We start from the raw sequence: 24,181 nt of genomic DNA, 5'->3' as shown, positions 1-24,181 counted from the left end.
TCAGAGGCGCCCGGCCCAGGTCACGCGCACGACGGCGGCGCCCTGCTCGTCGCTGGCCGCGAGATCGACCTCGGCGCGGATGCGCCAGTCGTGATCGCGCGCGGGATCGTCCAGCGTCTGCTCCACGCGCCACATGCCCGGCTCGGAGTCGTCGATCCGACACAGCGCGGGCGAGCGCGCGGGGCCGCCGGTGAGCAGCTCGTCGTGCTCGGCGTAGTACCCGTCGAGCACCGCGGGCCAGTCGATGTGCGGATCGAGCTCGGCGAGCTCCTCGTCACGCTGGAGCGCGGCCAGCTGCACACGGCGGAACAGCTCGTTGCGCACGAGCACCGTGAAGGCGCGGCGGTTGGCCACGAGCGAGGGCGGCGCGGGCGGCAGCGCGTCGGGCTCGTCGCGCGCGTCGGCCCCCGCCGCGAGCGACTCCCACTCGTCGACGAGGCTCGAGTCCACCTGCCGCACGAGCTCGCCGAGCCAGGCGACGATGTCCTCGAGCTCCTCGGTGCGCGCGTCGGCCGGCACGGTCTGGCGGATCGCGCGGTACGCGTCGCTGAGGTAGCGCAGCACGAGGCCCTCGCTGCGGCCCAGCTGATACCAGTTCACGAACTCCGCGAAGCTCATGGCGCGCTCGTACATGTCGCGCACGACCGACTTCGGCTTCAGCGCGAAGTCGCGGATCCACGGCTGGCTCGACGCGAACACCCCGTACGCCTGCTCGAGCAGCTCCTGGAGGGGCTTGGGGTAGGTGACCTCCTCGAGCGCCTCCATGCGCTCGTCGTACTCCATGCCCTCGCGCTTCATGGCCGCGACGGCCTCGCCGCGCGCGCGGTACTCCTGCTGCGACAGGATCTGCCGCGGATCGTCCAGGGTCGCCTCGATCACGCTGACGACGTCGAGCGCGTAGTGGCCCGTGCCGGCGCCGCCCGGCGCATCGTCGGGATCGAGCAGGTCGATCGCGGCGAGCGCGAACGGCGACAGCGGCTGGTTGAGGGCGAAGTTCGGCTGCAGCTCGACGACGAGGCGGATCTCGCCTCGGTCCGTGACCTCGACGACCCCCGCCTCGCGCAGCGTGCGGAAGATCGCCAGGGCCCGGCGCGCGAGCGCATAGCGCTGCGCCGCCGGCTGATGGTTGTCGAAGACGAGGGCGCGCACGTTGCCGAGGACATCGCCGCCGCGGCCGATGACGTTGATGAGCATCGCCGAGGTGATCTGCAGCTGCGGCTGCAGCGGCTCGGGCTGCGCCTGCACGATGCGCTCGAAGGTCTCCTCGCTCCAGTTCACGAAGCCGTCGGGCGCCTTCTTCCTCGTGATCTTCTTGAGCTTCTTGGGGTCGTCGCCCGCCTTGCGCCGCGCCTGCTCGTTCTCGATCTCGTGCTCGGGGGCCAGGGCGATCACGTTGCCGTACGGGTCGTATCCGGCCCGGCCGGCGCGCCCGGCGATCTGGTGGAACTCGCGCGCCGAGAGGCGGCGCATCCGCGTGCCGTCGAACTTCGACAGCGCCGTGATGAGCACGGTGCGGATCGGCACGTTGATGCCGACGCCGAGCGTGTCGGTGCCGCAGATCACCCGCATCAGGCCGCGCTGGGCGAGGGTCTCGACGAGGCGGCGGTAGCGCGGCAGCATGCCGGCGTGGTGCACGCCGATCCCGGCGCGCACGAGCCGCGAGAGCGTCTTGCCGAACGCGGTCGTGAACCGGAAGTCGCCGATGGCCTCGGCGATCGCGTCGCGCTGCTCGCGCGAGACGACCTTGACGCTCGACAGCGCCTGGGCGCGCTCCATCGCGGCCGCCTGCGAGAAGTGGACGATGTAGACGGGGACCTCGGACTCCTCCAGCAGCCGCTCGACGACGTCGTGCGCCGGGCGCTTCTCGTACGAGAAGTGCAGCGGCACGGGTCGCTCGGCGCCGGCGACGAGCGTCGTGGCGCGGCCGGTGCGGCGGGTGAGGTCCTTCTCGATCGCGGTCGTGTCGCCGAGGGTCGCCGACATCAGCAGGAACTGCGCGCCCGGCAGCAGCAGGAGCGGCACCTGCCACGCCCAGCCCCGCTCGCGGTCGCCGTAGAAGTGGAACTCGTCCATCACGACCATGTCGACCTCGGCCTCGGCGCCGCGCCGCAGCGCGATGTTCGCGAGGATCTCGGCGGTGCAGCACACGATGGGCGCGTCCGGATTCACGGAGGAGTCCCCCGTGACCATGCCGACGCTCTCCGCCCCGAAGATCTCGACGAGGGCGAAGAACTTCTCGCTCACGAGGGCCTTGATCGGCGCCGTGTAGTAGCTGCGCCCGCCGCGCGCCGTGCTCACGGCGTGCGCCGCGACCGCGACGAGCGATTTGCCGGTGCCGGTCGGGGTGGCGAGGATCACGTTCGAGCCGCTGACGAGCTCGATCACGGCCTCGTCCTGTGCCGGGTAGAGGGTCACTCCCCCATCGGCCGCCCAGCCGACGAAGGCGTCGTAGAGTCCGTCCGGGTCGCTGCCGGTGCCGGCGATCCGATCACGCAGCGAGGTATCCATCGCCTCCATCCTCGCAGGCCCGACCTTGACGGACGGCGCGGGCGTGCGCGTACAATCGACGCGACCTGTCCCCGACGATCGGAACGAACCGTTGAAGCTCATCGACGTCCTCGCGTAATCCGCGCTGATCGTCGACTCCGGTTTCGGAGCATCGCGCAGCGCCTCTCGCGCTGATCCGTCGATGCTCGTTCCGAGCTCCGCAGGCATCCCTGCCCGGTATCAGCGCGCCCCTGCTCTGATCCCCGGGAGGTCCCATGCCTGCTCTTGTCCTCGACCATCTCTCCTTCACCTGGCCCGACGGATCCGTCGGCCTGCGTGAGCTGTGCGGCGCGTTCGGCGACCGGCGCACCGGCCTCGTGGGCCGCAACGGCGCCGGCAAGTCGACGCTGCTGCGCCTGGCGGCCGGCGAGCTCGCGCCCACGACGGGCCGCATCGCCGCCGACGGCGACGTCGCCTACCTGCCCCAGCAGCTCACGCTCGACACGGCGGCGCGCGTGGCCGAGCTGCTCGGCGTGGCCGGGCCACTCGACGCCGTGCGCGCGATCGAGGCGGGCGACGTCGACCCCGCGCGCTTCGACGAGGTCGGCGACGACTGGGACATCGAGGCGCGCGCCCAAGCCGCCCTCGCCGAGGCCGGGCTCGCGCCGGGCATGCTCGATCGCCGCATCGGCGAGCTCTCCGGCGGCGAGGCGATGCTCGCGGCGCTCACCGGCATCCGGCTGCGCGGCGCCGCCATCACGCTGCTCGACGAGCCGACCAACAACCTCGACCGCGACGCCCGCGCCCGCGTGTACGACCTCGTGCGCGCGTGGCGCGGGGCGCTGATCGTCGTCTCGCACGACCTCGACCTGCTCGAGCTGATGGACGAGACCGCCGAGCTGTACGACGGCGGGCTCAGCGTGTTCGGCGGGCCGTACTCGCAGTGGCGGGCCGCGCTGGAGGCGGAACAGGAGGCCGCGCGACAGGCCGAGGTCGATGCGCGGAAGGTCCTCGCGAAGGAGAAGCGCCAGCGGATCGAGGCGGAGACGAAGATCGCGCGGCGGCAGCGCTACGCCAAGACCGACTACGAGAACCTCCGCCGGCCGAAGGTCATCATGAAGCTCAAGGCCGGCGAGGCCCAGGTGTCCGCCGGGAAGTTCCGCGGCGAGGTGCGCGAGAAGGAGCAGTCGGCTCGCGCCGCGCTCGAGCTCGCCGAGCGGCGGGTGCGCGAGGATGAGTCGATCCAGGTGGACCTCCCCGATCCCGCAGTCGCCGCGGGACGACGTATCGTCACGCTCGCCGATGGCACGCGCGAGTGGATCGTTCGGGGCCCCGAGCGCGTGGCGGTGATCGGGCCGAACGGGGCGGGCAAGACGTCGCTGCTCGAGGCCCTGCTGCGCGGCGAGGCATCGTCGCGACTGCACACCGATCGGGTCGCGTACCTGCCGCAGCGGATCGACGGCCTCGACGACGCGGCGTCGGCGTTCGACGCCGTGCAGGCGGCGGCGCCGGGCGTGTCGGCGGCGCAGCTGCGCAACCGGCTCGCGCGGTTCCTCATCCGCGGCGCGGCGGCGGACCGGCCGATCGCGTCGCTGTCGGGCGGAGAGCGCTTCCGGGTGGCCATCGCGCGGCTGCTGCTGGCCGATCCCCCGCCCCAGCTGCTGATCCTGGACGAGCCGACGAACAACCTCGACATCGAGACGGCCGATCAGCTGCTCGACGCGCTCCGGGCGTTCCGCGGAGCGGTGCTCGTCGTGAGCCACGACGACGCGTTCCTGCGCCGCCTGGAACCGGACCTCACCCTCGAGCTCCGCGACGGGGTGCTGAGCGAGGTCCGGCACGTGCCGTAGCGGAGGTCAGCCGTTCACGCGTGCGTGACCGAGGCCGCTTCGTGGTCGCGGATGTGCCCCGTCTCGACCTGGAACGTCGAGTGATGCACCGAGACCTCGAAGTGCTGGGCGACGCACTCCTTCACCTCGCGCAGCACCTCGGCGGCGTGCCCGTCGGTGAAGCACGAGTCCTCGACCACCACATGCGCGGTCAGCGTCGGCAGCCCCGTCGCGACCGTGGAGGCATGCACGTCGTGCACATCCCTGACGTGCTCGAGGGCGAGGATGTGCGCGCGCACCTCGTCGAGGTCGAGTCCCTCCGGGGTGAACTCCATGAGGACGCGGAAGGTGTCCCGCATGAGGAGGACAGCCCGCGGCACGATCAGCGCCGCGATGAGCAGGCCGGCGATCGCATCCGCCTGCCGGAACCCGGTCGTCGCGATCACGATCGCGGCGACGATGACACCGAGGGATCCGAGCGCGTCGTTCAGCACCTCGAGGAACGCTGCCCGCATGTTGACGTTCGCGCGGCGTGCCGACGAGAGGATGACGATGGCGGCGATGTTGGCGACCAGCCCCGCGATGCCGAAGACCAGCAGCTCCGTACCGGGCACGTCCGGCGGATCGGACAGACGTCGCACGCCCTCGATCGCCGCATAGGTCCCGACGCCGAGCAGCAGCGTGGCCTGTGCCAGCGCCGCGATCACCTCGATGCGCCGGAACCCCCATGTGCGTCGCGCGTCCGCCGGCCGCAGCACGAGCGTCGACGCGACGAGCGCGACGAGCAGACCGGAGGCGTCCACGACGGCGTGGGCGGTGTCGGTCAGCAGGGCGAGGCTGCCCGTGACGACGGAGCCGACCGCCTGCGCGACGACGATCGACGCCGTGATCGCGAACGCGATCCACAGTCGCCCGCGGTGGTCGCCGGCGCGCCCGATGCCTGCGTCCCCAGCGTGGTCGTGCTTCCCGCCCATCACGACGCCTCCTGCTCCACGTTGCGCGGGCGGCGCAGATGCACGCAGAGCTCCGCCGTCGTCCCCGTCGCCTCGAGCAGCTCACCGGCGGCGGAGATCAGCGAGGAGATGGCCGCCGGTTCCGAGAGCGCGTACCAGGACGACCTCCCCTCGGGGCGGACGGTGACGAGCCCGCACTCCAGCAGGAAGGCGAGGTGCTTGCTCACCGTGGACTGGGCCAGTCCCACGTGCTCGACGAGGTCGCGCACCCGGTGCTCGCCCCAGGCAAGGTGCTGGAGGACCGCCAGCCGCGTGGGCTCGCCGAGCGCCTGGAACAGGTGGGCGTAGACGGCCGTCGCCCGCTCGTCCAGCCGTCGCGGCATCGCATCCATCATCGCCACATGACGATGATGACACCGATCGGCGATGAACTCCAGAGCGCCCGCTCAGAACTCCCCGTAGACCTCGAGGGTGTTGGCGGCGACCCGGGCGCACAGCTCGTCGAGGTCGGCGCCGAGCTCGGCGGCCAGGAAGCGCATCGTGAGCGGCACGAGGTACGGCGCGTTCGGGCGGCCGCGGTAGGGCACGGGCGTGAGGAACGGTGCGTCGGTCTCGACGAGGATCCGCTCGCGCGGGGTCACGGCCAGAGCGTCGCGCAGGTTCTGCGCGTTCTTGAACGTGGTGTTGCCCGCGAACGACAGGTAGTAGCCCTGCGCGGCGGCCTCGCGCGCCATGTCGGCGTCTCCCGAGAAGCAGTGGAACACCGTGCGCTCGGGGGCGCCGACGCGCGCGAGCGTGTCGAGCACCTCGCGGTGCGCGTCGCGGTCGTGGATCTGCATCGCGATGCCGTGCTTCTTCGCCAGCGCGATGTGCGCCTCGAACGACGCGTGCTGCGCCGGCCGGCCGTCCTCGTCGGTGCGGAAGAAGTCCAGGCCGGTCTCGCCGATCGCCCGCACCCGCGGGTGCGCCGCCAACTCGTCGATCACGGCGATCGCCTCGTCGAGCCGCCCGGCGGCCGCGTAGGCCGGGGCGTCGTTGGGGTGGATCGCCACGGCGGCGAGCACGCGCGGATGCCGCTCGGCCGCCGCCACGGCCCAGCGTGACGACTCGATGTCGCCCGAGGCCTGCACGACGCCGGCGATCCCGACCGCCTGCGCCCGCGCCAGCTGCTCATCGAGCGAGAGCGGATCGTCGCCGTCCTGGATCTCGAGGTGGCAGTGGTTGTCGTACACCGGCACCGCGAGCGGCTCGGGCGCCTCGGGGTGCGACAGATCCTTGCGGCCCTTCGTCGACCGCTTCTCGACGTACGTCTCGCGCACGCCCTCTCCCACGGCGCCGTTGCCCGACACCGCTGCCCTCACTCGCTCTCGATGCGGGGGAACAGCGGCGCGAGCGTGCCCACGGCGGCGCCGGCGGGCAGCCGGCCCCACGCGCCCGCGGCGCGGACGTCCTGCGCGGCCAGCTCACCCAGGGCCGCCTCGGCGCCGAGCGCCGTCCAGAGCTTCGCGGTGGACTGCGGCATGATCGGCGAGAGCAGCACGGCCAGCGCACGCAGCCCCTCCGCACACGTGTAGAGCACGGTCGCAAGGCGATCGCGCTGGGCCTCGTCCTTCGCGAGCGCCCACGGTGCACTGTCGGTGATGTAGCCGTTGAGCTCGTCGACGATCGTCCAGATGGCGTCGATCGCCTGGTCGATCCGGAACCTCTCGATCGCGGCGTCCGCATCGGATGCCGCCTTCGCGACGATCTGCTGGATCCGCAGGTCCGCCTCGGCGTACGCGGCCGGCTCTGGCACGGATCCGTCGAAGTACTTGGCGATCATCGCCACGGTGCGCGAGGCGAGGTTGCCGAAGCCGTTCGCGAGCTCGGCCTGGTAGCGGGCCGCCATGTCCTCCCACGAGAACGAGCCGTCCTGCCCGAACGCGATGGCCGAGAGGAAGTAGAAGCGGAACGCGTCGCTGCCGAAAGTGCCGACGAGCGTCTCGGGCGCGATGCCCGTGGCCTTGGACTTCGACATCTTCTCGCCGCCGACGAGCAGCCAGCCGTGCGCGAAGACGCCCTTGGGCACGTCCAGCCCCGCCGCCATGAGCATGGCGGGCCAGATGACGGCGTGGAAGCGCAGGATGTCCTTGCCCACCACGTGGTAGCCGGGCCAGCGGCGCGCGAAGTTCTCCTCGTCGGCGCCGTAGCCGACGGCGGTGGCGTAGTTGAGGAGCGCGTCGATCCACACGTACAGCACGTGCGACGAGTCCCACGGGATCGGGATGCCCCAGTCGAACGCGGAGCGCGAGATCGACAGGTCCTTGAGCCCCTGCTGCACGAACGCGACCACCTCGTTGCGGGCCGACTCGGGCTGCACGAAGTCGGGGCGCTCGCGGTACAGCTCGAGCAGGCGGTCCTGGAACTCGCTGAGCCGGAAGAAGTAGTTCTTCTCGTGCAGCAGCTCGAGCGGCTTCGAGTGGATCGCGCACACCTTCAGGCCCTCGAAGGGCCCCGTGCCGTCGACGATCTCGCTCTCGGGCTTGAACTCCTCGCAACCCACGCAGTAGAGCGCCTCGTACTCGCCCGCGTACACGTGGCCGCGGTCGTAGATCGCCTGCCAGAACTTGGCGGCGGCGGTCTCGTGGCGCTCCTGCGTGGTGCGGATGAAGTCGTCGTTGGCGACGTCCAGGGTCTGCAGCAGCGGGAACCACGCCTCGGTCACGAGCTTGTCGACCCACTCCTGCGGGGTGACGCCGTTCGCGGCCGCGGCGCGCATCATCTTCTGCCCGTGCTCGTCGGTGCCCGTGAGCATCCAGGTGTCGTCGCCCGCCTGGCGGTGCCAGCGCGCGAGCGCGTCCACCGCCACCGTCGTGTACCCGTGCCCGATGTGGGGCACATCGCTCGGGTAGTAGATCGGCGTGGTGATGTAGAAGGAGCGCCCGGAAGTCACCAGAGCAGTCTAATTGCGGTGCCGCGCCGCATTTCGCCCGCGCCCACGGCGGGCGCCGCGGATGGGCGGATCACCTTCGCGCCGGCTCAGCGCGCCGCGAGGGCTGCCTGGTACAGCTCCCGCGACGACAGACCCGTCGCCTCGGCCACCTCGCGGGCGGCGTCCTTGAGCCGGGTGCCGCCCTCGACGAGCGCGCGCACCTGGGCGAGCGCGTCGTCGGGCGAGACCTCGCGGGCCGCGGCGCCCGCAACGACGATCACGACCTCGCCGCGCACGCCGTCCTCGGCCCACGTCGTCAGCTCGGCGAGGGTGCCGCGCGCCACCTCCTCGTGCAGCTTGGTCAGCTCGCGGCACACCGCGGCGCGCCGGTCGGCGCCGAAGGCGGTCGCCATGTCGGCGAGGGTCTGCGCGACCCGCGTGGGCGCCTCGAAGAACACCATCGTGCGCGACTCGGCGGCGAGCGCGGCGAGCGCCCGCGCCCGCTCCCCCGGCTTGCGCGCGACGAACCCCTCGAACGTGAAGCGATCGGTGGGCAGCCCCGCCACCGCCAGCGCGGTCAGCACGGCGCTCGGTCCCGGGATCGCCGTGACGGTCACGCCCGCCTCGGCCGCCGCGGCGACGAGGCCGTAACCGGGATCGCTCACGGTCGGCATGCCCGCGTCGGTGAGCACCACGAGATCCTGCTCGCGGGCGCGCTCGACGAGCTCGGCCGACACCTGCTTCTCGTTGTGGTCGTGCAGCGCCACGAGACGCGGACGGTTCGCGATGCCGAGCGCCGCGAACAGCCGCTGGGCCGTGCGGGTGTCCTCCGCCGCCACCACCGGCGCGGCCTCGAGCACCTCGATGAGGCGGCGGGAGGCGTCCCCGAGGTTGCCGATGGGCGTCGCCGCGAGGATGATCACCGCTCCAGGCTACGGGGAACGCCGGACCGTCGCGCGAGGCCGGGCCGCCGGCCGCTCCGGTCCGTGGACCAGTCGACCATCCGGTTACATCCTCGTGAACGATCTGTCCGAACCGGATCGGGCGCGTTACTTTCGGGATGGCACCGCTTCTCGGGTGTCGTCCCGCCCGCACGCGCTCGCACGGCGCGTCGTCCCGAAGGAAGAGAACCTTGACTCACAGCACGTTCCCGAAGCGCGCGGCCCTCGCCCTCACCGGCGCCGCGACGCTCGCCCTCGTCCTGGCCGGCTGCGCCGGGTCGGGTGACACCGCCGGCGATGGCGGCGACACCGGCTCGGGCGAGGCGCCCACCGAGCTCGTGCTCGGCCTCGTCCCCTCGCAGGACGTCGACCAGCTCGTGCTCGACGCCGAGGAGCTCGGCGGCCTGCTCTCGGACGAGCTCGGCATCCCCGTCACCGCCGAGGTCACCACCGACTACGCCGCACTCGTGACGGCCATGCAGGCGGGCCAGGCCGACATCGGCATGTTCGGCCCGATCGCCCTCGTGCAGGCCGCCGACCAGGCCGGCGCCGTGCCGATCCTGCAGTCGGTGCGCTACGGCTCGTCGACCTACGTGACCCAGTGGTTCACGAAGGACACCGACCGCTTCTGCCTCGACGAGATCGTCGAGAAGGAGACCGAGGACGGCGTCTTCACCTTCTGCAACGGCACCGACGCCGACGAGGTCACCGGCCCGAAGGGCGAGGAGGCCATCGCGCTCATCGAGCAGGACGAGAAGATCGCGTTCGTCGACGAGGGCTCGGCTTCGGGGTACTACTACCCCGCCACGCAGCTGCAGGACGTCGCCGGCCTCGACCCGTTCGCCCTGACCGGCGCCACGTTCGCCGGCGGCCACCCCAACGCCGTCATCGCGGTCGACGATGGCGACGCCACGGTCGGCGTCAGCTTCGACGACGCCCGCGAGGAGGTCGTGGCCGAGCGCCCGACGATCGGCCAGGACCTGACGGTCTTCGCCTGGTCCGAGAACATCCCGAACGACGGCGTCGCGGTCTCCAGCGACCTGTCGGAGGAGTGGCAGCAGAAGATCACCGACGCGTTCCTCGCGATCGCCGACACCGAGGAGGGCGTCGAGGTGCTGCAGGCCGTCTACAACATCGACGGCCTCGTCGAGGCCGATCTCGATGCGCTCGACGCCGCCCGCCAGGTGGAGGCGAACTTCGGCGAGGAGTGATCCTCACGGGCCCCGGCCGCGGCCGGGGCCCGTACCCTCGTACCCATCACCCCCACCCTCGGCGATTGCAGCGACACGTGATCCGATTCGACGACGTCTCCGTCACCTACCCCACCGGCACGAAGGGCCTCGACGGCGTGAGCCTCGAGATCCCCGACGGCCAGTTCGTCGTGGTGGTGGGCCTGTCCGGGGCCGGCAAGTCCACCCTCATCCGCACCATCAACGGCATCGTGCGCACGAGCTCCGGCACGCTCGAGGTCGACGGCTTCCGCGTCGACGGCGCCTCGAACCGCGGGCTGCGCGAGCTGCGCTCGCGGGTGGGCATGATCTTCCAGTCCTTCAACCTCGTGTCGCGCTCCACCGTGCTGAACAACGTGCTCACGGGGCGCCTGCACGGCACGCCGTGGTGGCGCGCCCTGTTCGGGTGGTGGCGCCAGGCCGACACCGAGCTGGCGTTCCAGGCGCTCGAGCGCGTGGGCATCGTCGAGAAGGCCTACAACCGCGCCTCGGCGCTCTCGGGCGGCCAGCAGCAGCGCGTGGCCATCGCGCGGGCGCTGGCGCAGGAGCCGTCGGTGATCCTGGCCGACGAGCCCGTCGCGTCGCTCGATCCGCCCACCGCCAACATGGTGATGCGCGATCTGCAGCGCATCAACCGCGAGCTCGGCATCACGGTGGTCGTGAACCTGCACTTCCTCGACCTCGCCACCACGTACGCCGACCGGATCATCGGCATGCGCGCCGGCAGGGTCGTCTTCGACGGCACCGCGGACGAGACCGACGACGCCGTCTTCGAGCAGATCTACGGCCGCTCGCTGAGCGCCGACGACGTGCTGCCCGGCTCGGCGGCCGTGCAGATCGACCTCCCGGACGGCGCATGAGCGCTCCCGCCGCTCCCACCTCGGCGCGGCCGCGCAAGCCGGCCCCGAGGCCGTTCTTCATCGTCGTCGGCATCGTCGCCGTCGCCATGACGGTGTGGTCGGCCGTCCAGATCGACTTCACGATCATGCCGTTCATCGAGGGCAATCCGCGCTCGTGGGGCATCATCCAGCAGTACCTCACTCCGAACTGGGCGTACGTGCTCAAGGTGTGGCCGCAGTGGATCGAGACGCTGCTGATGGCCGTGATCGCCTCGTTCGCCGGCGCCGTGCTGGGTCTCGCGTTCGCGCTCATGGGCTCGCACACCTCGAACCGCTCGTCGTGGTTCCTGCGCGTGGTGCGCTGGTTCCTCTCGGTGCTGCGCTCGCTGCCCGAGATCGGCTGGGCCTACCTCATGGTCGCGATGGTCGGGATCGGCTCGCTGGCCGGCGTGCTCGCCCTCGTCATCTTCAACATGGGCATCATCGCCAAGCTCACAAGCGAGACGATCGACGGCATCGACCGCGGCCCCCTCGAGGCGGCCGACGCCTCCGGCGCCTCGACGATGCAGCGGATCGTCACGGCCGTGCTGCCGCAGATCTGGCCCGGCTACTTCTCGTACGTGCTCTATGTGTTCGAGATCAACCTGCGCGCCTCGGCGATCATCGGCATGGTGGGAGCCGGCGGCATCGGCCAGGCCCTGAATGTCGAACGCGCCCGATTCAACTACGACAACGTCTCGGCGATCGTCGTCGGCTTCATCGTCATCGTGATCGTGCTCGACGTCGTGTCCCAGTCGCTGCGGAAGAGGCTGATGTGAGCGCCGCCGTGAACACCGCCGCCAGCGCCGCGGGCGCCGTGCAGCGCCCGAAGGCGCCGTCCAAGCTGCCTGCCACGATCGCCTTCGTCGCGGTCGCGGCCGTCATCGTCGTGTGCGCCGTCGCGCTGCGGGCCGACTGGCTGGCCCTGCTGGGCCTGCCCGAGCGCGTCGTCCTCTACGCCCGCCTGCTCACCGAGGGCTTCTGGGCGAACCCGTTCGCCGATCCGCATCGCGAGTGGTGGGCCGTCGCGTTCGACTTCATGTTCGACTCGGTCTACATCGCATGGATCGGCACGCTCATCGGCGCCGTGCTGTCGGTGCCGTTCGGCTTCGCCGCCGCGCGCAACGTGGCACCGCAGTGGCTCGTGTGGATCAGCCGCACGATTCTGAACGTCATCCGCGCGATCCCCGAGTTCATCCTCGCGATCGTCTTCCTGCTGCCGCTGTTCGGCTTCCACCCCGCCGCCGGCGCCATCGCCCTCGGCGTGGGATCGGTGGGCACGCTCGGCAAGCTCACGAGCGAGGCACTGGAGGACCTGCAGCCCGGCCCGGTCGAGGCGCTGCGCGCCACGGGCGCGTCGGGACTGTCGGTGCTGCGCTGGGGCATGCTGCCGCAGGTGATGCCCGAGATCGTCTCGTTCTGGCTCTACCGCTTCGAGGTGAACATCCGCGCCGGCGCCATCCTCGGCATGCTGGGCCTGGGCGGCATCGGCTTCCTGTTCGACCAGCTCTTCAACGGGCGCGAGTGGGCGCGGGCCGGCATCGCGCTGCTCGTGACGGTCGTCGTCACGATCATCGTCGACCAGCTCTCGGCGGCCGTCCGCCACCGCATCATCGGCCGCGAGCAGTTCTCCCACCGCGAGGTGTTCTGACCCGCGGGTGCGAGCCCGCGCGCTCTAGGCTGGGCGGGTGAGGATCCGGGCGCGCGCGTGGGAGTGGCTCGCGCCGCTGCTCGTCGCGGTGCTCGCGGCGCTGCCCCGGCTGATCGCGCTCGGCCGGCCGGGCGAGCTCGTGTTCGACGAGACCTACTACGTCAAGGACGCGTGGTCGCTGTGGAACCTCGGCTACGAGGCGCAGTGGCCCGATGACATCGACGCGGCCTTCGCCGCCGGCGACACGCAGTCCTTCACGACCGATCCGTCGTTCGTCGTCCATCCGCCGCTCGGCAAGTGGCTGATCGGGCTCGGGATGGCGGCGTTCGGACCGGGCGACCCGACGGGATGGCGCATCGCGGTCGCGCTGGCGGGCGTCGCGACGGCCGTCGTGCTGTACGCGATCGGGCGGCGGATCTCCGGATCCGTGGCCGTCGGAGCGATCGCGGGCGGCCTGCTGGCGGTCGACGGGCTCGGGATCGCGATGAGCCGCGTCGCGATGCTCGACGGCTTCCTCGCCCTGTTCATCCTGCTCGCCGTGCTGTTCCTCGTGATCGACCACGAGGGCGCGCGGCGCCGCCTCGCATCCGCGCGCGGCACGGCACTGGGGCCCGTGATGTGGCGCCGGCCGTGGGTGCTCGCCGCCGGCATCGCCCTCGGCGCCGCGACGGCGGTGAAGTGGTCGGGGCTCTACGCGCTTGCGGGGCTCGGCCTGTGGCTCGTCGCGCGCGACGCGATCGACCGGCGCCGGGCGCGGATCGAGGGCTGGCTGCCCTCGGCGATCGTGCGGCAGGGGCCGGCGTCGTTCCTGCTGCTCGTGCCCGTCGCGGCGCTGACCTATCTCGCGTCGTGGACCGGGTGGCTCGTCACCGCGGGCGGCTACGACCGTCAATCCGACGCGAACCCCCTCGTCGCGCTGTGGAACTACCACCGCGCCGTCTACGGCTTCCACGTGGGGCTGAGCGCGGGCCATCCGTACGCGAGCCCCGGCTGGGAGTGGCCGCTGCTGCTGCGCCCCACGGCGATGTGGACGGATCGGCCCGACGTCGGCCACGCCTCGTGCCTCGGCAGCGACGACTGCCTGGCGGTGATCACGAGCCTGCCGAACCCCATCGCGTGGTACGCCGGCATCGCGGCGCTCGTCTTCCTGGCCGTCGCGCTCGTGCGCACGCGCCGCATCCGCTTCGCCGTGCCGCTCGTGGGCGTGGCCGTCACGTGGCTGCCGTGGCTGCTGTACCCCGAGCGCACGACGTTCCAGTTCTACTCGATCGCGATGCTGCCGTTCGTCTGCCTGGCGGTCGCGCTGGCGGTGCAGCACCTGTGCCGGGAGCGCGAGCCGGTGCTGCTGCCCGATCCGACCCCGGACGAGGGCATCCTCGCGTCGTTCGATGCCGCCCGCCGGCGCCGGGCCTGGATCGTCGTCTCGGTCGCGTTCCTCGTGCTCGCCGGCCTGTCGGCGCTGTGGTTCCTGCCGCTGTCGACGGGCATCCTCCAGCCGTACCGGCTCTGGTACCTGCACATGTGGCTGCCCGGCTGGATCTGACGCGATCACCGCAACGCGAAGGGCCGGCCCCCGAGGGAGCCGGCCCGTGCGATCCGCAGGGATCAGTTGAACTCGAGCGGGTGCGTCGCCACGCGGCCCGAGCCGTCGCCCGGGTCGATCGCGGTGATCGCGTCCATCTCGGCGGCGGTGAGCTCGAAGCCGAAGACGTCGAAGTTCTCGGCCATGCGCTCCTTGCGCACCGACTTGGGGAACACGATGAATCCGCGCTGCAGGTGCCAGCGGATGACCACCTGGGCCGGCGTCTTGCCGTGGGCCTCGGCGGCCGCCGCCACGGCCGGGTTCTCGAAGAGCGGGTACTTGCCCTGACCCAGCGGACCCCACGACTCGATGTGCATGCCGTTCGCCTCGCCCCACGCGAGCACGTCGGACTGCTGGTGCGCCGGGTGCAGCTCGATCTGGTCGACGGCCGGCACGACGCCGGTGTCCTTGACGAGGCGGTCGAGGTGCTCGGGCAGGTGGTTCGAGACGCCGATCGAGCGCGACAGGCCCGCGTCGCGGATCTCGATGAGCTTCTGCCACGCGTTCGAGTAGGTGTCGCGCTGCGGCGTGGGCCAGTGCGTGAGGTACAGGTCGACGTACTCGAGGCCGAGCTTGTCGAGGCTCTCGCGGATCGCGTCGTGCGGCTGCTCGCCCGCCTGGCGGTCGTTCCACAGCTTGGTCGTGATGAACAGCTCCTCGCGCGGGATGCCGCTCTTCGCGATGGCCGCGCCGACGCCCTCCTCGTTCTTGTAGATGGCGGCGGTGTCGATGTGGCGGTAGCCGACCTCGAGCGCCTCGCTGACGGCCTTCTCGGCCTCGGCCGGCGGCACGAGGAAGACGCCGAAGCCGAGCTGGGGGATGTCGAAACCGGAGTTGAGCTTCACGGTGGGAACGGTCATGGCTCCACCCTATGACCCCCGTGCGCGCGTGCAGCGTGGTGCTCGCCGCCTCCGCGCCCGCTCACGACAGGGCGCGCACCCGCTCGCGCTCGGCCTCGACCGCGGTCACGCGCTCGAACAGCGCGTCGAACACGCTCGCGCGGTCGAACTGCAGCGCGTGCTCGCGCGCGCGCTCCTCCCACTCCGCCCGCTCCCCGGCGCCCATGCCGAGCGCGCGGTCGATCGCCGCGGCGATCTGGTCGGGAGCGTCGACGTCGATGATGATCGCGGTGTCGCCCACGGCCTCGCCCACTCCCCCGGTCAGGGTCGTGATCGACGGCCCGCCGCCCGAGAGCGCCTTCTCGGCGAGCGCGATGCCGAACGTCTCGACGAACTCCGGGCGCGGCTTCGTCGGCAGCACGTAGGCCGCCGCGCCGGCGAAGAGGAACGGCTTCTCGGCGTCGTCCACGTCGACGAGGAAGCGGATGCGATCGGCGGCGGGCGAGGCCGCGGCGATCTCCCGCAGCTCCTGCTCCTCCGGCCCGCGGCCGGCGATGATCAGCTCGCGGCCCTGGGCCTGCTCCGACGCGGCGAAGCCGGCGATGAGGTCGTCGACGCCCTTGGCCCGTGCGAGGCGCGACAGGTAGAACACGTAGCCGTCGCGCTCGAGGCCCCGTCGGGCGAGGTGGCGGTCCACCTCGTCCTGGTCCAGCCCGATGAACAGCGCCGCGTTGATCGCGGGGTACGAGATGGCCACCCGCTCCTCGCAGCGCGCCGCGTAGTTCGTGCCGTGCCGCGCGTCGAGGTGGCGCGCCTCCTCGACGATGAGGTCCTTCGTGTACTGGCTCACGGCCACGCACACGTCGCTGGCGAGGTACGACTCGAGCACGTGCGCGGCCGCGCCGAAGCGATCGGCCTCGATGCACTGGCGCACGACGTTGGTGATGTCCGATCCGACCGCCTCCGCGACCGTGATGACGTTCACGGGCAGGCCCGTGCGGCGCGCGACCTCCACGGCGTCGGTGACGGCGGTGGTGTGCGGCGAGAGGTACAGCGACATCGCGACGGTGGGCACCCCGTCGGTGAACAGCTCGACGAGGCGCCCGACGAGCCCGCCGATGTAGCGGCCGTCGACCACCTTGTAGTCGCCGACCGGCTCGGGCCGCTCCACCGTGATCCCGTCGCTGTACGGCAGCACGGTCTCGAGCGGCTTCAGCGGCAGGCCCGCCGCCTGCAGCCGCTCGATCGGCCAGGTCACGATGCGCACGTCGTCGAACCCGCGCAGCAGCGCCGCCTCGGCGAGGTTGCGGGCTTCGCCGGAGTGCCCGCAGATGACGGGATCGGCACGGACGACGATGACGAGTCGACGGGTCATCGCGCCAGTCTGCGGCTTCGAATGCGTCATGCGTGTTACGGAACCAGGAACGTCCGTTGAACGCCAGAGGCGTGCCGCGCGAGCCATAGACTGGAGGGCTATGCCCGAGCCCACCATCTCCTACCCGCCGGAGCTGCCCGTCAGCGCCGCGCGGGACGAGATCGCCGCCGCGCTGCGCGCGCACCAGGTGGTCATCGTCGCCGGCGCCACCGGTTCGGGGAAGACGACCCAGCTGCCCAAGATCGCCCTCGAGCTGGGCAGGCAGCGGATCGCGCACACGCAGCCGCGGCGCCTCGCCGCCCGCACGATCGCCGAGCGCGTGGCCGAGGAGCTGCAGGTGGAGCTCGGCGGGCTCGTCGGCTACAAGGTGCGCTTCACGGATCAGGTGTCGGATGCGACGCGGATCGCGCTCATGACCGACGGCATCCTGCTCAACGAGATCCACCGCGACCGGCTGCTGCGCCGCTACGACACGATCATCGTCGACGAGGCGCACGAGCGCTCGCTCAACGTCGACTTCCTGCTCGGCTACCTCAAGCGGCTCCTGCCCCAGCGCCCCGATCTGAAGCTCGTCATCACGTCGGCGACGATCGATCCCGAGTCCTTCGCCGCGCACTTCGCCGCCCCCGACGGCACGCCGGCCCCGATCATCGAGGTCTCGGGGCGCACGTACCCCGTGGAGATCCGCTATCGCCCGCTCGTGCCCGAGGGCGCAGCCGGCACAACGAAGGAGAAGACCCCTCCCGCGGGCGCGGACGGGGCGGATCCCGCGGATCCCGATGCGGATCTCCTTCGTTATGCAGCGGAGGACGAGGTGTCGGGCATCGTCGCGGCGTTGCGCGAGCTCGATCGCGAGGCGCCGGGCGACGTGCTCGTGTTCCTGCCCGGCGAGGCCGAGATCCGCGACGCGGCCGACGCCGTGCGCGGCGCGTTCGCGAACCAGGCCGCCCCCACCGAGGTGCTGCCGCTCTACGGCCGCCTGAGCGCGGCCGAGCAGCATCGCGTGTTCGAGCGCTCGACCGTGGCCGGCGTGCGGCGCCGCGTCGTCCTCGCCACGAACGTCGCCGAGACCTCGCTCACCGTGCCCGGCATCAAGTACGTCGTCGACACCGGCACGGCGCGCATCTCGCGCTACTCGAACCGGGCCAAGGTGCAGCGCCTGCCGATCGAGCCGGTCTCGCAGGCCTCCGCGCAGCAGCGCTCCGGGCGCGCCGGGCGCACGAGCGACGGCATCGCGATCCGCCTCTACTCCGAGGAGGACTTCGCGCGCCGCCCGGAGTTCACCGAGCCCGAGATCCTGCGCACCTCCCTCGCCTCGGTGATCCTGCAGATGCTCTCGCTCGGCTTCGGCGACATCTCGGAGTTCCCTTTCCTCACCCCGCCCGACTCGCGCGGCGTCAAGGCCGCGCTCGACCTGCTCGTCGAGCTGGGTGCGGTGCAGCCCGGGCGCGGCGAGCCGCGGCTGACGCGGATCGGCCGCGACATCGCGCGCCTGCCGATCGACCCGCGCTTCGCCCGGATGCTCGTGGAGGCCGGCCGCACGGGCGTGCAGGAGGAGGTGCTCGCGATCGTCGCGGGCCTGTCGATCCAGGACGTGCGCGAGCGGCCGGAGGAGCAGCGCGAGCAGGCGGATCAGGCGCACGCGCGCTTCGCCGACCCGGCCAGCGACTTCCTGGGGCTGCTCAAGCTCTGGGACCACCTGCGCGAGAAGCAGCGCGAGCTCGGCTCGAGCGCCTTCCGCCGCATGTGCCGCCAGGAGTTCCTCAACTACGTGCGCGTGCGCGAATGGTTCGACGTCCACCGCCAGCTCCGCGGCATGCTCCCCAAGCCGAAGCGGGCGGATGGAGCCGACGATTCCGCGCGAGCTGCCGAAGCCGACGTGCGAGCGCGCAGCGCGCGCGTGGAGCGAAGCGACCCCGCAGCGCGAAGCGCCGCCCGAGGCGTGCGAGACGCTTCTGAAAGGAACGGTCCCGAAACCGGCCACCCCCAGGGCGAGGCCATTCACAAGGCCCTGCTCGCGGGCCTGCTGTCGCAGATCGGCACGCTCGACACCCGGGACGCGAAGCCCGCGGGCCGCGGCCGGCCTGCCCCGGCCGAGTACCGCGGCGCGCGCGGCATCCGCTTCTCGATCTTCCCCGGCTCGGCGCTGCGCAAGCAGCGGCCGCAGGCCGTCATGGCGGCCGAGCTCGTCGAGACCTCGCGCCTCTTCGCGCGCACGGTCGCCCGCATCGATCCGTCCTGGGCCGAGCCGCTCGCCGGCGACCTCGCCAAGCGGCAGGTGAGCGAGCCGCACTGGTCGAAGGACGCCGGCGCCGCCGTCGCGTACGAGAAGGTCACGCTCTACGGCGTCGAGATCGTGCCGCGCCGGCGCATCCAGTTCGCCCGCGTCGACCGACCTGCGGCGCGCGAGCTGTTCCTGCGGCACGCCCTCGTCGAGGGCGACTGGGACCCGTCGGCGCTGCCCCAGAAGGTCACCCAGTTCCTGCGTCAGAACGCCGAGCTGCGGCGCCGCCTCGAGAAGCTCGAGGAGCGCGAGCGCCGCCGCGACATCCTGGCCGGCGACGAGGCGGTGTTCGCCTTCTACGACGCGCGGATCCCGCAGGACGTGTTCGACGTGCGCTCCTTCGAGGCGTGGTGGCGCGAGGGTCTGACGCGCCAGCCGAAGCTGCTCACGATGCGCGAGGAGGATCTCGTCGACAGCGCGGCCACGGCCGACGCGCGCGACTTCCCCACCAGGTGGACGCAGGGCGATCAGACGCTGGCGCTCGCCTACCGCTTCGAGCCGGGCGCGCCGGACGACGGCGTGACGGTCGTGATCCCGCTGCCGCTGCTGGCACAGGTCGAGTCCGCCGGCTTCGACTGGCAGGTGCCCGGCATGCGCGACGAGCTCATCACGGCCATGCTCAAGGCGCTGCCGAAGGCGATGCGCCGCCACGTCGTGCCCGCGGCCGACTGGGCCGCGAAGTTCTCGGCGGAGCTCGACGGCCAGGGCCCCGAGGACCACGCCGGCCGGCCGCCGCTGCCGCTCGCGGACGCCCTCGCGCGGCTCGTGCAGCGCCAGGCGAACCAGCCCGTCACGGCGGCGGACTTCGAGCTCGACCGCGTGCCCGAGCACCTGCGCATGTCGTTCCGCGCCGTCGACGCCCGCGGCCGCGCGGTGGGTTCGGACCGCGACCTCGAGGAGCTGAAGGCGCGCCTGGCGGGCAAGGCGCGCGACAGCGTGGCGCGCCAGCTGGATCGGGCGGGCCAGCGGGCCGCGAAGGGCGCGGATCGCGTGGCGCAGGCCACGACGGTGCACGCGTCGATCGAGCGCAGCGGGATCACCGACTGGGATCTCGGCGATCTTCCCGAGGTCGTCGACACGAGGGTCGCCGGCGGCGTGGTGCGCGGCTATCCGGCGCTCGTGGACGCGAAGGACGCGGTCGCGATCCGCGTCGAGGCGACGGCCGAGGACGCACGGCGCGCGAGCCGCGCGGGCGTGCGGCGACTCGTGCTGCTGCAGGTGCCGAGCCCCGTGTCGTACATCCAGGACCACCTCACGGCGAACGAGAAGCTCGCGCTCGCGGCGTCGCCCTACCCCTCGGCGCGCGCCGTGATCGAGGACTGCCGCGCCGCGGTGGCCGACGCCGTGCTCGCCCGTCACGGCGCGGTGCGCACGCGCGCGCAGTTCGAGGCGGCGCGCGATGAGGTGAGCCGCGGATCGGTCGACGACGTGCTCGCGACGGTCTCGCTCGTCGCGCGCATCCTCACGGCCGCCCGCGAGGTCGAGAAGGCCATGAAGCGCGCGAACTCCATGACGCTGCTCGGTGCGCTGAACGACGTGCGCGGGCAGCTGGCGGGCCTCGTCCATCCCGGATTCGTGCTCGCCACCGGCGTCGACCGGCTGCGGCACCTGCCGCGCTACCTCGAGGGCGCGCGCATCCGGCTCGAGCAGCTGCCCGACAATCCGGGGCGCGATCGCGCCTGGATGACCGAGTACGAGCGCGCGGCGGCCGCCTTCGCCGAGGCGGGCGGCGCCATCCCGCTCCCCGCCGACGCGCCCGCCCGGCTCGTCACGGCCCGCTGGCTGCTCGAGGAGCTGCGCGTGAGCCTGTTCGCCCAGCGCCTCGGCACGGCCGAAGCCGTCTCGGTGCAGCGCGTGCAGAAGGCCCTGGAGGCCTGACCCGGCCTGCGCGAGCGCCTATCGTGGGGTCATGGCCGACATCCTGATCACCGTCGACGAGCTGGCCGCGCGGATCGGGCGCGACCCCCGCCTGCGGGTGCTCGACGTGCGGTGGTGGCTCGACGCCCCCGACGGCCGCCCCGCCTTCGAGGCCGGTCACCTCCCCGGCGCGGTCTACGTCGACCTCGAGAGCGAGCTGTCGGCGCACGGCGCGCCCTCCGACGGCCGCCACCCGCTGCCCGAGCCCGCCGCGCTGCAGGCGGCCGCGCGGCGCTGGGGGCTGCACGACGGCGACGAGGTCGTCGTCTACGACGACGCCCGCTCCATGGCGGCCGCGCGCGCGTGGTGGATGCTCGCCGACGCGGGCGTGGACGTGCGGATCCTCGACGGCGCCCTGTCCGCCTGGACGCGCGCAGGCCACCCGCTCGAGACGCGGCCGAGCGCCCCCGAACCGGGATCGATCACGCTCGGCTCCGGCCGCCTGCCGCGCCTCACGATCGACGAGGCGGCCGAGCTCGGCCGATCCGGCACCCTGCTCGACGTGCGCGCGCCCGAGCGCTTCCGCGGCGAGACCGAGCCCATCGATCCGGTCGCCGGCCACATCCCCGGCGCCCGCAACCTGCCCACCGCCACGCTCGCGGACGAGGACGGCCGCTTCCTGCCCGCCGACGAGCTCCGCGCCCGGTTCGCCGGCGTGGGCGCGGGCGATGAGGTGGGTCTCTACTGCGGCTCGGGCGTGAGCGCCTCGCACGCCTTCGTCGCCGCCACGCTCGCGGGCCTGCGACCCGCCCTGTACCCGGGCTCGTGGTCGCAGTGGTCGAACACGCCCGGCCGCCCCGTCGCCACCGGCGACGCCTGAGCCCCACGCGGCGGCGCCGCGAGTTGCCCGCCGGGCGGCCAGCCGGGAGGATGGACGTCGGGTCCCGCGACCCGCCTCAGGTATCTTGATATCGAGATAGTTTCCCGGCACATCCCCGATCACTGGAGCGCCACCGCATGTCGAAGATCATCTACACCCACACCGACGAGGCGCCGCTGCTGGCGACGTACTCGCTGCTGCCGATCATCTCGGCGTACGCGGCGAAGGCGGGGGTGGAGTTCGAGACCCGCGACATCTCCCTCGCGGGCCGCATCATCGCGCAGTTCCCCGAGCGCCTCACCGAGGAGCAGCGGATCGGCGACGCTCTGGCCGAGCTGGGCGAGCTCGCGCTCGAGCCCACGGCCAACATCATCAAGCTCCCGAACATCTCGGCATCGGTCCCGCAGCTGAAGGCCGCGATCGCCGAGCTGCAGGCGCAGGGCTACGACGTGCCGGACCTGCCGGAGGACCCGCAGACCGCCGAGGAGAAGGACATCGCGGCCCGCTACGACAAGGTCAAGGGCTCGGCCGTGAACCCGGTGCTGCGCCAGGGCAACAGCGACCGCCGCGCCCCCGGCGCCGTGAAGGCCTACGCCAAGGCGCACCCGCACTCGATGGGCGCGTGGAGCGCCGACTCGAAGACGCGCGTGGCGACCATGGGCCACGACGACTTCGCCTCGAACGAGAAGTCGTACGTCTCCCCCGCCGACGACACGCTGCGCATCGAGCACGTGGCCGAGGACGGCACCGTCACGGTGCTCAAGGAGAAGCTGCCCGTGCTCGAGGGCGAGGTCGTCGACGCGACCTTCATGAGCGCCGCGGCCCTCGACGCGTTCCTCGCCGAGACCGTGCGCCAGGCCAAGGAGGAGGGCGTGCTGTACTCGGCGCACCTCAAGGCCACGATGATGAAGGTCAGCGACCCGATCCTGTTCGGCCACATCGTGCGCGCCTACTTCGCGCCGGTGTTCGAGACCTACGGCGCCGATCTCGAGGCCGCGGGCCTGTCGGCCAACGACGGCCTCGGCGCGATCTACGCGGGCCTCGAGCAGCTGCCGAACGGCGCCGAGATCCGCGCCGCCTTCGACGCACAGCTGGCCGAGGGCCCGGCGCTCGCGATGGTGAACAGCGACAAGGGCATCACCAACCTGCACGTGCCGAGCGACGTGATCGTCGACGCCTCGATGCCGGCGATGATCCGGATCGGCGGGCACATGTGGGGCCCGGACGGCAAGGAGGCCGACACCCTCGCCGTCATCCCCGACTCGTCGTACGCCGGCGTCTACCAGACGGTGATCGACGACTGCAAGGCCAACGGCGCGCTCGACCCGACGACGATGGGCACCGTGCCGAACGTGGGCCTCATGGCCCAGAAGGCCGAGGAGTACGGCTCGCACGACAAGACGTTCGAGGTCGCCGCGGCCGGCACCATCCGCGTCGTCAACGCCGCCGGCGAGGCCGTGCTGAGCCACGACGTGCAGCCGGGCGACATCTGGCGCGCCTGCCAGACCAAGGACGCCCCGATCAAGGACTGGGTCAAGCTCGCCGTCACCCGCGCCCGCCTGTCGAACACCCCCGCGGTGTTCTGGCTGGACGAGAAGCGCGCCCACGACGCCAACCTCATCGCCAAGGTGAACGCCTACCTGCCCGAGTTCGACACCGAGGGCCTCGACATCCGCATCATGGCGCCGGCGGAGGCGACGAAGTTCTCGCTCGACCGCATCCGCCAGGGCCTCGACACCATCTCGGTGACCGGCAACGTGCTGCGCGACTACAACACCGACCTGTTCCCGATCCTCGAGGTCGGCACGTCGGCGAAGATGCTCTCGATCGTCCCGCTCATGGCGGGCGGCGGCCTGTTCGAGACGGGCGCCGGCGGATCGGCCCCCAAGCACGTGCAGCAGCTCGTGGAGGAGAACTACCTGCGCTGGGACTCGCTGGGCGAGTTCTTCGCGCTGGCGGCCTCGTTCGAGCACCTCGCCCAGACCGAGGACAACGCGAAGGCACAGGTGCTCGCCGACACGCTCGACGCCGCCACCGCCTCGTTCCTCGAGAACGACCGCTCCCCCGGCCGCAAGCTGGGCACGATCGACAACCGCGGCTCGCACTTCTACCTCGCCCTGTACTGGGCGCAGGAGCTCGCGCAGCAGACGGCCGACGCCGAGCTGGCGGCGGCGTTCGCCCCGCTGGCCGAGAAGCTCGCCGCCGAGGAGCAGACGATCGTCGAGGAGCTGATCGCGGTCCAGGGCACGCCCGCCGACATCGGCGGCTACTACCGCCCCGACGCGGCGAAGACGGCGGCCGTGATGCGCCCGTCGGCCACGCTGAATGCGGCGATCGACGGTTTCTTTTCTTGATCTGCGCCGCGCTTTCTTTTTAGAAGCGTCTGCGCCGCTCGGGCACCGCTTCGCGGTGCCGCTCGCGTGCTCGCGCTCTCGCTCCCGCGAGAGCGAGGCGGCGCTGCGCGCCGCGGGGCGGGCGCATGCTG

Annotated in this window: 17 protein-coding genes; 9 read left to right on the top strand and 8 right to left on the bottom strand. The window is 72.1% G+C overall.

Translation table 11 applies throughout. The features are described 5' to 3' along the window. Nucleotides 1-2,508, bottom strand: coding sequence for a DEAD/DEAH box helicase (locus tag ACODR5_RS01595; RefSeq protein ID WP_488982517.1), 2,508 nt, complete (start codon nt 2,506-2,508; stop codon nt 1-3). 254 nt (nt 2,509-2,762) lie between these two features. Here ACODR5_RS01595 and ACODR5_RS01590 point away from each other — a divergent pair, with 254 nt between their 5' ends. Further along, on the top strand, nt 2,763-4,337 hold the full coding sequence (locus ACODR5_RS01590) for an ABC-F family ATP-binding cassette domain-containing protein (protein WP_488982516.1): 1,575 nt from the start codon (nt 2,763-2,765) through the stop codon (nt 4,335-4,337). A 14-nt stretch (nt 4,338-4,351) separates the two neighbouring features. Here ACODR5_RS01590 and ACODR5_RS01585 read toward each other — a convergent pair whose 3' ends face one another. The 5 genes from ACODR5_RS01585 to rsmI form a co-directional block, all read right to left on the bottom strand. Then, nucleotides 4,352-5,290 carry a cation diffusion facilitator family transporter gene (locus ACODR5_RS01585; protein WP_460816745.1) on the bottom strand — a complete coding sequence of 313 codons (939 nt, stop codon included), beginning with the start codon at nt 5,288-5,290 and terminating at the stop codon, nt 4,352-4,354. Continuing rightward, entirely contained in the window at nt 5,290-5,652 is a 363-nt protein-coding gene (locus ACODR5_RS01580; RefSeq protein ID WP_488982515.1) for an ArsR/SmtB family transcription factor, read from the bottom strand. The genes ACODR5_RS01585 and ACODR5_RS01580 overlap by 1 nt, the downstream gene beginning before the upstream one ends. Nucleotides 5,653-5,715: 63 nt before the next feature. Continuing rightward, complete coding sequence (locus tag ACODR5_RS01575; protein ID WP_488982576.1) at nt 5,716-6,588, bottom strand: TatD family hydrolase; 873 nt, start codon at nt 6,586-6,588, stop codon at nt 5,716-5,718. 38 nt (nt 6,589-6,626) lie between these two features. Continuing rightward, nucleotides 6,627-8,201, bottom strand: a complete 1,575-nt coding sequence (gene metG / locus ACODR5_RS01570) for a methionine--tRNA ligase (protein WP_488982514.1) — start codon at nt 8,199-8,201, stop codon at nt 6,627-6,629. A gap of 86 nt (nt 8,202-8,287) precedes the next feature. Then, entirely contained in the window at nt 8,288-9,103 is an 816-nt protein-coding gene (gene rsmI / locus ACODR5_RS01565; protein WP_488982513.1) for a 16S rRNA (cytidine(1402)-2'-O)-methyltransferase, read from the bottom strand. A 209-nt stretch (nt 9,104-9,312) separates the two neighbouring features. On the opposite strand from rsmI, the gene phnD reads away from it, so the two are divergent. The 5 genes from phnD (at nt 9,313) to ACODR5_RS01540 (ending at nt 14,422) form a co-directional block, all read left to right on the top strand. After that, on the top strand, nt 9,313-10,332 hold the full coding sequence (gene phnD, locus ACODR5_RS01560) for a phosphate/phosphite/phosphonate ABC transporter substrate-binding protein (protein ID WP_460816750.1): 1,020 nt from the start codon (nt 9,313-9,315) through the stop codon (nt 10,330-10,332). Nucleotides 10,333-10,409: 77 nt separating this feature from the next. After that, nucleotides 10,410-11,210: a phosphonate ABC transporter ATP-binding protein gene (gene phnC / locus ACODR5_RS01555; RefSeq protein WP_460816752.1), complete on the top strand. Its 801-nt coding sequence runs from the start codon at nt 10,410-10,412 to the stop codon at nt 11,208-11,210. Continuing rightward, nucleotides 11,207-12,007, top strand: coding sequence for a phosphonate ABC transporter, permease protein PhnE (phnE, locus tag ACODR5_RS01550; RefSeq protein ID WP_460816753.1), 801 nt, complete (start codon nt 11,207-11,209; stop codon nt 12,005-12,007). The genes phnC and phnE (ACODR5_RS01550) overlap by 4 nt, the downstream gene beginning before the upstream one ends. Then, a complete protein-coding gene (gene phnE, locus ACODR5_RS01545; protein ID WP_488982512.1) occupies nt 12,004-12,879 on the top strand; it encodes a phosphonate ABC transporter, permease protein PhnE in 876 nt (291 codons plus the stop codon). The genes phnE (ACODR5_RS01550) and phnE (ACODR5_RS01545) overlap by 4 nt, the downstream gene beginning before the upstream one ends. A gap of 37 nt (nt 12,880-12,916) precedes the next feature. Next, the gene (locus ACODR5_RS01540) at nt 12,917-14,422 is read left to right on the top strand and encodes a dolichyl-phosphate-mannose--protein mannosyltransferase (protein ID WP_488982511.1); all 1,506 of its coding nucleotides are present in this window, start codon (nt 12,917-12,919) and stop codon (nt 14,420-14,422) included. Between the two features lie 62 nt (nt 14,423-14,484). Here the strand turns inward: ACODR5_RS01540 and ACODR5_RS01535 are convergent, their stop codons facing one another. Together ACODR5_RS01535 and ACODR5_RS01530 are read right to left on the bottom strand one after the other, a co-directional pair. Beyond that, complete coding sequence (locus ACODR5_RS01535) at nt 14,485-15,321, bottom strand: aldo/keto reductase (RefSeq protein ID WP_449853649.1); 837 nt, start codon at nt 15,319-15,321, stop codon at nt 14,485-14,487. A gap of 61 nt (nt 15,322-15,382) precedes the next feature. Further along, the gene (locus ACODR5_RS01530) at nt 15,383-16,675 is read right to left on the bottom strand and encodes a glycosyltransferase (protein ID WP_488982510.1); all 1,293 of its coding nucleotides are present in this window, start codon (nt 16,673-16,675) and stop codon (nt 15,383-15,385) included. Nucleotides 16,676-16,775: 100 nt separating this feature from the next. Here ACODR5_RS01530 and hrpA point away from each other — a divergent pair, with 100 nt between their 5' ends. From hrpA to ACODR5_RS01515, 3 genes are all read left to right on the top strand, one after another. Continuing rightward, entirely contained in the window at nt 16,776-20,837 is a 4,062-nt protein-coding gene (gene hrpA / locus ACODR5_RS01525; protein ID WP_488982509.1) for an ATP-dependent RNA helicase HrpA, read from the top strand. A 31-nt stretch (nt 20,838-20,868) separates the two neighbouring features. Further along, on the top strand, nt 20,869-21,696 hold the full coding sequence (locus ACODR5_RS01520) for a sulfurtransferase (protein ID WP_488982508.1): 828 nt from the start codon (nt 20,869-20,871) through the stop codon (nt 21,694-21,696). A gap of 137 nt (nt 21,697-21,833) precedes the next feature. Beyond that, nucleotides 21,834-24,050: an NADP-dependent isocitrate dehydrogenase gene (locus ACODR5_RS01515; protein ID WP_488982507.1), complete on the top strand. Its 2,217-nt coding sequence runs from the start codon at nt 21,834-21,836 to the stop codon at nt 24,048-24,050. Nucleotides 24,051-24,181: the final 131 nt, after the last annotated feature.

Source organism: Microbacterium sp. FG3 (genome assembly GCF_057809335.1).
The sequence above is the reverse complement of the archived record's forward strand: the minus strand, read 5'-3'. Positions and strand labels throughout refer to the sequence as shown.